This is a genomic window from Pygmaiobacter massiliensis (assembly GCF_900199435.1).
Lineage (GTDB): Bacteria > Bacillota > Clostridia > Oscillospirales > Ruminococcaceae > Pygmaiobacter > Pygmaiobacter massiliensis.
The window spans coordinates 633,195-645,393 of record NZ_OAML01000003.1 but is presented as its reverse complement, the minus strand read 5'-3'; the positions used below and the strand labels follow the sequence as shown (position 1 = coordinate 645,393).

Here is a 12,199-nt window from a genome sequence, read left to right as displayed (position 1 = left end):
CGTTTGCCCTGACCTATTATATCAAGCCATTAACTAAGCAATCAGCTTGTTGATCTCGCTTTACAAATGAACAGCATCCAAAATAGTTTTTGCCATGTAGTCGATCATCTCGTCGCTCATGCCAGGGTAAACGCCCACCCAGAACGTGTTATTCATAATATAATCGGTGTTAGTCAGCTCGCCCACAATACGGTAGCCTTCACCGGTGGCACGCATTTCATCAAAGCAGGGGTGTTTCACAAGGTTGCCAGAGAACAACATGCGAGTCTGCACGCCTTTTCCCTCGATAAAACGCACTACCTCTTCACGGTTCAGCTTGGCCTCTTCTTTAATCGTAATCAAGAAGCCGAACCATGACGGGTTGGAGTTTTCTACAGGCTCCGGCAAAATCAGCTTATCGCTGCCAGCCGCCAGTGCAGCACGCAGTCTTGCCCAGTTGTGGCGGCGACGCTCTACAAACGATGGAAACTTTTTGAGCTGCTCACAGCCGATTGCTGCCTGCATATCGGTAACCTTAAGGTTATAGCCAAAATGGCTGTAGACGTACTTGTGGTCGTAACCCTTCGGCAGTTCGCCGTATTGACCATCATAACGATGCTTACAGAAGTTGTCCACGCCAGACGGGCAGACGCAATCACGGCCCCAGTCACGGAACGAGTTGATTAATTTATGCAGCAACGGATCATTGGTATAAACACAACCACCTTCACCCATCGTCATGTGATGCGGGGGGTAAAAGCTGGACGTACCAATATCGCCGATTGTACCGGTCAAGTAGGTTTTGCCATCCAGTGTATATTCGCTTCCAAGCGCATCGCAGTTGTCTTCGATCAACCACAGATTGTGCTTATCGCAAAATGCCTTCACCGCCGAAAGGTCAAACGGGTTGCCCAAAGTATGAGCAATCATGACTGCCTTGGTTTTTTCGCTGTAAGCAGCCTCTAGTTTGGTTACATCAATGTTATACTGTGGAATGGTAACATCCACAAATACCGGCACTGCGCCATATTGAAGAATCGGCGTAACTGTGGTCGGGAAGCCACAAGCAACGGTGATGACCTCATCGCCGCGTTTGATGCGGCGCTCACCCAATTCCGGAGCAGTAAGCGCTGTAAATGCAATGAGGTTTGCGGAAGAGCCGCTGTTAACGAGACTGGCATATTTCACACCAAGCCACTGTGCAAACTCTTTTTCAAACTGGTCAGAGAAGCGACCGGTGGTCAGCCAAAAGTCAAGGGTTGCTTCAGTAAGTGCGCACATTTCTTTTTCGTCAAAAACGCGTGCCGCATAGGTAATGCGGTCGCCTTCTGTAAACGGTTCTTTCTTTTCCTTGTACTCGTGATAATATTCCGCAACAGCAGCCAAAATTTCCTGACGTGCCTCGGCTTCTTTTTTCCCTTTAAACATGGTTTTCCTCCAAAAATTCGTCAATCTGTTTATCCATTACCGCTGGAATATCGCCACCGCTTAAGTAAGTGCGGGTCCATTCCACTGTTTTTTCAATCGCCTCGCTAATGTGCCAACGCGGTGCCCATCCAAAGCGACTTTTCAGCTTGCTGCAATCCAGCTTCAAAAAATTCGCCTCGTGAGGTCCACCTACCCATTTATTGACCCATTTCACTTTATCCGACCATTTTTCGCAGAACAAGGTGACAAGATCTCCGGTAGTCAAGCAATCACAGTCATCCGGTCCAACATTATACCAATCTGCATAAGTTGCGTCCTCATACTGTTTCTGCGCAATCATCAAATAGGCAAACAGCGGTTCCAGCACGTGCTGGTAAGGCCGTGTTGAATGCGGGTTCCGCACAACAATATCGTACCCTTTTTGAACCGCTCTTACGCAATCCGGTATGATACGATCATGGGCAAAATCGCCGCCGCCAATCACATTGCCTGCGCGTGCAGTGGAAACCGCCGGCAAATCGGTAGCAAAAAAGCTGTTTTTGTAACTGTGAGTGACCAATTCCGAACAGCTTTTGGAGTTGGAATAGGGGTCGAAGCCATCCAAAGGTTCTGTTTCGCGATAGCCCCATTCCCATTCATTGTTATGATACACTTTATCCGTTGTGACATTCAAAACACTCTGTACGGTGCTGGAAAGACGAACACATTCTAAAATGTTCACGGTGCCCATAACATTGGTTTCATAGGTATAACGAGGGTCATTGTAACTATCCCGGACAATCGGCTGAGCCGCCAAATGCAGCACAATTTCCGGACGCGCTTCCTCGAATACCCGCTTGAGGTGCTCGAAGTCTCGAATGTCCCCAATCACGCTGTTCATGCGTCCTTCCAAATCGGCCATAGAAAACAGGCTCGGCTCTGTTGGTGCGGGCAGGCTGTAGCCCGTCACCTCGGCGCCCGCATTGACTAACATACGGCACAGCCAAGCACCTTTAAACCCGGTATGTCCAGTTACAAAAACTCGTTTTCCTCTGTAAAAATCCAGTTTCATGCGATATTTTCTCCTACCACTTAATCCAAGGTGCTTTTTTCTTGGCAATCAAGTCTTCCAACATTTCTTTGTCTCGCATGGTGTCCATGCACTGCCAGAAGCCTTTGTGCGGATACGCAACCAGTTCGCCCTTGGCCGCTAGCGTCTCCAGCGGTTTCTTCTCAAAAACAGTTGCATCGCCGTCAATGTAATCAAAAATTTCAGGATCTAGCACCATATAGCCACCATTAATCATGCCGCCATCGCTGTCATTTTTCTCCCGGAAAGATTGAATGGCACCCTCTTTACCGATATCTAAAACGCCAAAGCGTTGTCCAACATTCACGGCGGTCATGGTTGCGATTTTATCGTGAGATTTGTGGAATTCTAACAGCTCGTTGATATTTACATCACAAACACCATCGCCATAGGTCATAAAAAACGGCTCATTGCCTACATATTTTTGAATGCGTTTGATTCGACCGCCTGTCATAGTGTTCAACCCTGTGTCAACAACGGTTACTTTCCAAGGCTCCGCAAAATTATCATGTACTTCCATACTGTTGTTCTGCAAATCAAAGGTTACATCCGATGTATGAAGGAAATAATCTGCAAAAAATTCTTTAATGACATATTGTTTGTAACCCGCACAAATAATGAAGTCATTAAACCCACAAGCCGAGTATTCTTTCATGATATGCCACAAGATAGGCTTTTCGCCAATTTCAATCATCGGCTTCGGTTTCAAATGACTCTCTTCACTAATACGAGTGCCCAGTCCACCTGCTAAAAGTACCACTTTCATATCTATGACTCCTTTAAAACACACTATTTTTCAATCATAACATGCCTGTTATAAAATCACAATTTATTGCATTCTACGCTTACTTATTTTACGATTCAGCAAAGAAAAAATTTTCGACATGGAAAATAGAGGCATTAGCCTCCTCCTCATCTTATAAATTTTACATAAAGAACTTTCCTTGCTTCGAATATGGCTTAGCATGTCCAATATTATCTTTGATGATATTACAGCTGTTACGTCTCTTTTGATTTACGCAAATAAACAGCGAGCAACGTTTTGTTCTATTTTTCTCACCAAAAGATTATTTTAGGCATATCTTTTTTATTAAAACAAAATAATAAAAAGCAAAAAGACAATTTTTCCGTTTTTTCATGCCGATACTCATATAAACAGTTTTGGGTACAAGTTATATCTCTCTCTATCATACATGTTTTAAGAAAAAAATTATAGGCAATTTGTCGAAAAAGCTCCGAATTTGTTTATTTTCACATTTTTTAATAAGGCATAATAATTAATTTGTAAGTTTCTTATAAATTCTCTCATGATTTCATCATTTAAGATATAAAAACACACTTTCTATCTATTGTAATAAAAGCGACAAGGTTATTTTATTAATACCGACTTAGAACTAGAAAAGCATCTTTTTTGCAGAATAATTTCGGCTAATATAAAACATTTTATGTGGTAGTTAAGAATTGAAATCTGATAATGGACAGGCGCAGATATTCCTATCTTGCGTATTTTTGCGTTTCGTCCTAAGATGGATTTTCTTGCTATTTTATATTGCCGCTGTCAGAAAATCCTACTTTTTTTGGCAACTGGTTTTAAAGAAATACCTTATTTATATAAAGCTACGCCATTTTCCACGCAAATTCCATATATAGGTGCAGAAAGGCACCTTCTTACTCTTCGCTTGCAGTTTTGCCATGTCTTTTCCTCATTCCGAAATGAGAGCTTTTGAGACAAGGTATGAGCCCTCTGTCCTAAGCAGCTTCTCTTTTATTCGAATTTCACCTGCATTGGTTACAGCCCGCTTGTTTCATCACATTCCAGTTTTGTTCCTGCATTCCCTTTAGTCTAACATATAGCTCTCGCATATCACCCGGTGCTGCTACTTTGTTCGCCTCTGAAACAAATAGCAATTTATTGACCCCCGGCTGAAGCGTCAAGGTTAAGGTGATTTTCTGGTAATCAGCATCAATTTCTGTCTGTTTTTGCACTTCACCATTTAATTGAATGGAAAGCGGACAACCCTCCGGGGTAGCCGGTGCGGCTAGCTCAAAGGACAAGTTATACCCCACAGGTTGTTCACTGGGATTAAAAATATTAAACTCTCCCGTCTTGGAAAGCCAAACAGCTTCTTCTTCCCAGCCTAACATTCCTTCTCCACCTGCAAGAATCGGAACCGAGGTGATTTTGTTCACCGTTTCCACATCCACTTCCCCGTTTTCGAGGTGGTAAAAGGCAATTTGGCCATCCTCACGAATGGTTGGCTCGCCGCAAAGTGCAGTTAACCTTTCTTCCAGCACTGCAAGCTGCTCTTGTTCCATATAAAGCCTGCGATCCACCCAAATGCCTGAAAATCCCACTTGCTGCAAAAACGCTACCATGTCATCAGTGTCCGCTCGCTCTACCGCACTATTCCAACAATCTGCATAGCTTCCTCGAATGCTCCCATAGCTCCAGCGGAGTGTATTGGAGTGTAAATAACTTGTCATTGGCAAATAGCTTGCTTCTGGGTATGGAACATAAGGCATCTGAAACACCATTGCTTGGGGTTGCAGAGAATCTTCGATTTGGGACACAAAGTTACGATCTTGTTCGTAAGCACTTTGATTTTGAGCAAAATCCGGTGTGTTTCCGGGGTACTGTTCCCAAATACCAAATGAAAAAAGCAGTACGAAACCTATTGTTAATAATCGTTGACGTGATGGCGAACATTTTATTTGTGATAACAGCAAACAAATTCCCGCAATACAGAGAAATGCAATAAAAACGCTGATGCGGTTATAGCATCGCAACGCACTTGTAATAAAAACACTAACAAAACTTCCGATACCGCCGATTGTCCCCAACAAAAATGCTGCGAGACTAAGCCTAGAAAAAAGATATAGCTTAGGATTTTGAGAGCCTTCTTTGAATAAGGCTAGCATTAGACATACAAATCCTAATGCGCCCATAATACCCAAATAAACATGAGTGTTTTCGTTGACGAGCAGGGCACGCTCTTGATAATTACTGATTAGTCTTTCCAGCGAAGGAATACCATGCCCATTTTGCGGTAAAAACAAATTGATGAATTTCAGACCATACACTTCCGCCTCAAACGGACTGCGACCTCCCGCCGCACCTATCGCAAAGCCATTGTTTGAGCTAAAAACCAACGGCAGCAAGCTGCTGCCCACTGTAAGTGAAATTCCTGTTATTCCTATAATTGCAGGCTGTACAGCACACAGCTTTTTCTTTCGCAACAGGCACATCAGCCCTGTAACCGCCAGCAAAAAGCAGGTAAAAAAGGGGTAATAAGTCAGCCCGTTCATTCCAATCAAAAAGCAAAAAATTAGGGCTATTATATTTTTGCGATAAGAGAAAAATCCGCGCTGCCAAACAAATAGCCTCTCATCTTCCCAAAGCCATGCACAAAGCAACACCGATAGCGGAACAAACTGATAAGCGCTTAATTCTATGTGCATAATGCCACGCAAGAAAATATAGCTAAGTGTCGCAAATGTTGTACTGCCACACAGCGCAAAAACTGGGCGAATTTTAAACTCTCGTAAAACGAAATAAGAAATCACTCCAATGAGCGGAAAGAGTAAAAGATACCATAGATTCACACTGAGAACAATGTTTTGTCCCGTCAAAAAAACGAGGATTGCTAAAAGCAAACTGTCAACGTTGTGTGTCATAGAGACCGGAAATGCGGTTCGATTCACACCAAATGGGGCGCCCTGCCGGTCAGAAGTTAAAATCCAACCGTTGTCCCGAATCGAGACTGCCTGCATATATGCCCCCATCACATCGGAATCCTCATAAGCAATCGGAAAATTCAAGTCCGATGGGGTAGCTTTCCATAGCAAAAAAACAATGGCAAGCGGCAGTAACGCAGCCAAAAGGCCATATGTAATATTGCTTTTCCATGTTTTCGTCCGTGCTTGTGCCATATATTTTCTCCATTTGTATGTATTGCTTTCAACTTATTCCTTACTATTAGAAGCCGTCATATAATATCACATTATAGGCCGACGTTCAATGAGGTCTCTATGCAACTTGGAAAAACAGCGCAAGAAAAGTTGCAAAACATCGTATTTCGTGTAAAATGATAATATGTATATTTTGCTATTATTTAGGAAGTAGGCTGATTATGATAAAAAAAAGGCTTTTTTCTTTTCTCTTAGCGTTTGTTCTTCTGCTCTCTACCACGCTTCCCACCGTTAGTGCGCTCAGCAACTCGTCTGGTCCTGCTGGTTCGTCTGAATCGATGACTACGTCGGAGCCGACTGCGACACCAGAAACTACTGCGGCACCAGAAACTACTGCGACACCAGAAACTACTGCGACACCAGAAACTACTGCGACGCCAGAAACTACTGCGACGCCAGAAGCTACTGAGACCCCAGAAGCTACCGCAACACCAGAAGCTACTGCAACACCAGAAGCTACTGCAACACCAGAAGCTACTGAGACGCCAGAAGCTACTGAGACGCCAGAAGCTACTGAGACGCCAGAAGCTACTGAGACGCCAGAACCAACCGCTACGCCGGAACCCGACGAAACTTTGATGGAGCAGGTGGTACTTAGCCCCGTGGAGCAGTTTGTCAGCCGGATGTACCGCATCGGCTTACAGCGTGTACCGGATGATGCCGGTCTTGCTTACTGGAGCAATGCACTGCTTTCTCATGAAATCACCGGTGCCTCTTTTGCCAACTCGATTCTCAACAGTGCCGAGTTTAATGCACGAGGTCTTTCGGACGGTGATTATCTGGAAGTGCTGTATCAGGCCTTCTTCGATCGTGCTTCTGATCCCAGCGGTGCTGCTTATTGGCAAAACTTCCTTAACCAACGCTTTTCCCGCTATTACATATTAACCAACTTTGTTTCTTCTCAGGAATTCGCCAATCTGTGCGCTGCTGCCAGCATTGACCGTGGTTCCATTCCCGCTTCTTCGGAAGCTCGTGACCAGAACGGCGGCATCAATACCTTTATTTCCCGCCTTTACCGCCAGTGTTTCAGTCGCGATTGTTCTAACGATGAGCTGAACTACTGGGCGGCTACCCTGCTGAGCGGCCAGCACACCGCAGCTTCGATTGGCCTTCCTTTTATCCAGGGTGCAGAATTTGCTTCCCGTCATCTTTCTTACGACCAGATCGTTGCTGTGCTATATGACATCTATATGGGACGCGGTGCTTCTGCTTCCGAGATTGATTACTGGGCCAGCTATCTCAAACAAGGCTATTCTGTTTATTTCTTGCAGGTCAACTTTGTCAACAGTCAGGAGTTTGCTGACATCTGTGCCGCTTACGGCATTCCCCGTGGCAGCCTTGCTGCTTCCACACAGCCCCGCGACCAGAATCCCAACATCAACGCTTTTGTGATGCGGCTGTATGACCAGTGTCTTTCCCGCTCTGCCTCTGGTGACGAGCTGAACTACTGGGCAGGGGTACTGCTTGCTGGCACCCAAACCGCAGCAAATCTTGCAAACTCTTTCCTGATGGGACCCGAATTTACTGCTCGCGGCTTATCCAACGGCGATTACGTCAAGGTATTGTACCGCGTTTTCATGGATCGAGAGCCGGCACAGTCTGAAATTGATTACTGGGCTGGTTTGCTTAATCAACAGGCTTCTCGTTACCGGCTGCTTGCCTCCTTTACCGGCAGCACCGAGTTTGGCAACATTTGTGCGAAATTCGGCATTCCGCGTGGCAGCTTGCCCGCTTCTACCGAAGCTCGCGACCAAAACCTAAGCTACAATCTCTTTGTACAGAGNTCTACCGAGGTGAGCTGGGGCGATTTATTATGGCCACACCAAACGCGTGAGAGCAGCGCAAGTGCCTCTCTGCGTGGTGTGCGCATCTCAAACTATGCTTTTTTATCGGTTGGCGATAATTATGATGGAATGTTCAATAACAGTGGCCGAGGCAACCGCACCATCTGTCATGAATTTTTGCACGGCATTGGTCTACCTGATCTTTATCGCTATGAAGACCAGGGCGCCAACCGTGACCCGGTTGGTTATTGGGATCTCATGTCCAACGGTTCTAACACCGCAGTTCCTTCCGTAAATGCTTATTTACAACATGAATATCTGGGCTATGGAAATCCACTGCCCACGGTTACTGCTTCCAGTACAGTTACTTTAACATCTGCTGGATACACCGATCCTTCAAAGCCCTATGCAGTCATTATAAAAAGCCCCTACAACAATAACGAATATTTTGTCGCTGAATATCGCAAAAATCAAGGTTATGGCGGCGGTGTAATTGTATACCGCATCATTCCTTCTCTGGCTTATGAGGGGAATAGAAACGCTAATCCTTACAATGGCGGCAATCCCGATTTTATGTTTGTCTTCCGCCCGCAGGATTTAGGCTATCATGCCGGTTCTGCGTTGCGGTTGATTTACGCAGGGCTTTCCCCCACCAATGCTACCGGGTGGACCTCATTGGGGCGAGCCCGTGGAAGTGCAGACGCCTCCTTCTCCAATACGCTCTATTTCTCCGATAAAACCAACAGTGGCATCGTATTAGACCAATTAAGCGGTGTTGGAACGGATACCGTTACCTTTCGGGTCACTATCCCCAATGGCCCTGAGGGCAGTGGCACACAAAATGACCCCTATCTCATTTATACCGCATCTGACCTGGATCTTGTACGTAGCAATAGTTACAGTGATACCTTTTATTATTATAAGCTGATGGCAAATCTGGATCTTTCTTATCTCTCTAGCTTTAAAAGTTTAGGTGGGCTGAATGGTGTGTTTGACGGAAATGGAAAAACCATCGAAGGCCTTACAATTTCTGCAACGAATGGCGACATTGCCGCACTATTCGATAGTGTTGAGGGGGGCAGTACTGTAAAAGACTTAACGCTCGCCACACCACATCTCACTGCTACCGGCTCTTCTCCTGCTGCCGCCATAGCGTATTCTCTTTCGGGAACATTGCAAAACATAGAAGTCCACGGAGGCACGGTTACCAGTGAAACACGGGCAGGTGGCTTAGTTGGTTCTTTGATCGGCTCTCCAAATAGCACCGACTATGGGCAGATCATTAACTGCACCAGTTCTGCCTCCGTCAGCGCACCAGAGGCTGGCGGTCTGGCCGCAATTAATGGCGGCGGCTCGGCTGTGCAGTGCCTTTTGACAGGGCGTGTTTCCGGCGCACGGTCCGGCGCAGTTTACGCTTATGAAATGATGGCGCCGGGCACAGTAACTGACCATTGTAGCGAAGTGTTTTGGTCTGCGAATTCTGTAGCTAAAAATGAAGCTACTAGCGCAGGACAAAAAGCTGGTACGGCCGGCATTCGGCTTTCTTCAGCGGCGTTTCTTTCTACGGGGCAAACAATGCAGCCCACTTTAGAAGTTCTAAGCGTAGGAACCCCCGTGTTAAAAGGTACCTATGCGGCATCCGGCAGTTTACGTTTACTGGACACTACCTCTGGGCGCTGCCTCGGAGCTTATGGCGGAAATGGCACGCTGCAATATACACTCACTGCTGGCACACATTCTTTTGCTTGTTCGGTCACGGTTGCCGTGTCAAGCGCATCCAGCCCCGTGGAGCAGTTTGTCAGCCGGATGTACCGCATCGGCTTACAGCGTGTACCGGATGATGCCGGTCTTGCTTACTGGAGCAATGCACTGCTTTCTCATGAAATCACCGGTGCCTCTTTTGCCAACTCGATTCTCAACAGTGCCGAGTTTAATGCACGAGGTCTTTCGGACGGTGATTATCTGGAAGTGCTGTATCAGGCCTTCTTCGATCGTGCTTCTGATCCCAGCGGTGCTGCTTATTGGCAAAACTTCCTTAACCAACGCTTTTCCCGCTATTACATATTAACCAACTTTGTTTCTTCTCAGGAATTCGCCAATCTGTGCGCTGCTGCCAGCATTGACCGTGGTTCCATTCCCGCTTCTTCGGAAGCTCGTGACCAGAACGGCGGCATCAATACCTTTATTTCCCGCCTTTACCGCCAGTGTTTCAGTCGCGATTGTTCTAACGATGAGCTGAACTACTGGGCGGCTACCCTGCTGAGCGGCCAGCACACCGCAGCTTCGATTGGCCTTCCTTTTATCCAGGGTGCAGAATTTGCTTCCCGTCATCTTTCTTACGACCAGATCGTTGCTGTGCTATATGACATCTATATGGGACGCGGTGCTTCTGCTTCCGAGATTGATTACTGGGCCAGCTATCTCAAACAAGGCTATTCTGTTTATTTCTTGCAGGTCAACTTTGTCAACAGTCAGGAGTTTGCTGACATCTGTGCCGCTTACGGCATTCCCCGTGGCAGCCTTGCTGCTTCCACACAGCCCCGCGACCAGAATCCCAACATCAACGCTTTTGTGATGCGGCTGTATGACCAGTGTCTTTCCCGCTCTGCCTCTGGTGACGAGCTGAACTACTGGGCAGGGGTACTGCTTGCTGGCACCCAAACCGCAGCAAATCTTGCAAACTCTTTCCTGATGGGACCCGAATTTACTGCTCGCGGCTTATCCAACGGCGATTACGTCAAGGTATTGTACCGCGTTTTCATGGATCGAGAGCCGGCACAGTCTGAAATTGATTACTGGGCTGGTTTGCTTAATCAACAGGCTTCTCGTTACCGGCTGCTTGCCTCCTTTACCGGCAGCACCGAGTTTGGCAACATTTGTGCGAAATTCGGCATTCCGCGTGGCAGCTTGCCCGCTTCTACCGAAGCTCGCGACCAAAACCTAAGCTACAATCTCTTTGTACAGAACCTTTATTCTCAGGCACTTCACCGGTTGCCTTCGGACGCCGAGATGAACAACTGGGTCGCAAATCTACTTACCAACAGCATGTCTGTAAAGCAGCTGACTGGTGCCATTGTGTTCTCTGCTGAGGCTAAAAACAACACCCTTTCGGAACGTGATTACATTGCCCTTATCTACAATATCCTTCTCGGCAGAGCTCCTTCCGATGGGGAAGTAACCTCATGGACACAGTCAATTATAAATGCAAATAACCGCCAGACGTTGGTGAACAGCATTGGGAATTCAGCGGAATGCGCCCAATATCTTTCTGGTAAATACACATTATCTAACCAAGGAGCTGACATGGATCTTCCGTCTTACTCTGAGGGAATTGATGTTGCCATGTACCAAAATATTGCCACAGGTGCTATTGACTGGATAAAAGTTGCCGCCAGCGGTAAAAGCTTCGTCATGGTGCGTGCCCTAGGCAACGGCAAAAGCGTGGACCCCTACTTTTATGAGAATGTGCGCGGTGCCAAAGCTGCCGGTTTAAGAGTTGGCGTTTACTACTTTACCTATGCGATCAGCGAAGCAGAAGTAATTGGAGAACTGCAAATTGTACTTAATGCCATGCAAACTTTAGAAAATGAAGGCATCCGCTTCGATTACCCCATTGCGGTCGATATGGAATCGAATAAATTTATTGATAAATTGACCGTGCAGGAACGTACACACCTTTTGCGGTTCGCCCTCACTATTTTGGACCAGCGCGGCTACTACCCGATGATTTATACCGGCACCCATTATGCAAATACGCAACTTGATATGTCTCAACTTGCCGGCATTGATGTTTGGATTGCGGATTACCGTGCAAATCTGGGTTATCGTGGACCTCACACTATGTGGCAATATTCCAGCAAAGGCACCGTTCCTGGAATTTCCGGAAATGTTGACTTGAACCATTGTTATGTAAACTACCCGCATTTGATTATGTCTAGCGGAAAAAATCATTGGAAATAATCCAGTTTTT

At 46.2% G+C, this 12,199-nt stretch carries 5 protein-coding genes; 1 reads left to right on the top strand and 4 read right to left on the bottom strand.

What is annotated here, in order from left to right; all coding sequences use genetic code 11:
• Window positions 1-60: 60 nt before the first annotated feature.
• From rfbH to C1A11_RS07575, 4 genes are all read right to left on the bottom strand, one after another.
• Window positions 61-1,407 (bottom strand): lipopolysaccharide biosynthesis protein RfbH, encoded by a 1,347-nt coding sequence (gene rfbH, locus C1A11_RS07590; protein WP_102049880.1) that lies wholly within the window; start codon window positions 1,405-1,407, stop codon window positions 61-63.
• Complete coding sequence (rfbG, locus tag C1A11_RS07585) at window positions 1,400-2,458, bottom strand: CDP-glucose 4,6-dehydratase (RefSeq protein ID WP_102049879.1); 1,059 nt, start codon at window positions 2,456-2,458, stop codon at window positions 1,400-1,402. The genes rfbH and rfbG overlap by 8 nt, the downstream gene beginning before the upstream one ends.
• A 13-nt stretch (window positions 2,459-2,471) precedes the next feature.
• Window positions 2,472-3,242: a glucose-1-phosphate cytidylyltransferase gene (rfbF, locus tag C1A11_RS07580; RefSeq protein WP_102049878.1), complete on the bottom strand. Its 771-nt coding sequence runs from the start codon at window positions 3,240-3,242 to the stop codon at window positions 2,472-2,474.
• Between the two features lie 1,010 nt (window positions 3,243-4,252).
• A complete protein-coding gene (locus C1A11_RS07575; protein WP_145995740.1) occupies window positions 4,253-6,406 on the bottom strand; it encodes a DUF6311 domain-containing protein in 2,154 nt (717 codons plus the stop codon).
• A gap of 155 nt (window positions 6,407-6,561) precedes the next feature.
• On the opposite strand from C1A11_RS07575, the gene C1A11_RS07570 reads away from it, so the two are divergent.
• On the top strand, window positions 6,562-12,189 hold the full coding sequence (locus C1A11_RS07570) for a DUF4214 domain-containing protein (RefSeq protein ID WP_423242024.1): 5,628 nt from the start codon (window positions 6,562-6,564) through the stop codon (window positions 12,187-12,189).
• Window positions 12,190-12,199 lie beyond the last annotated feature (10 nt).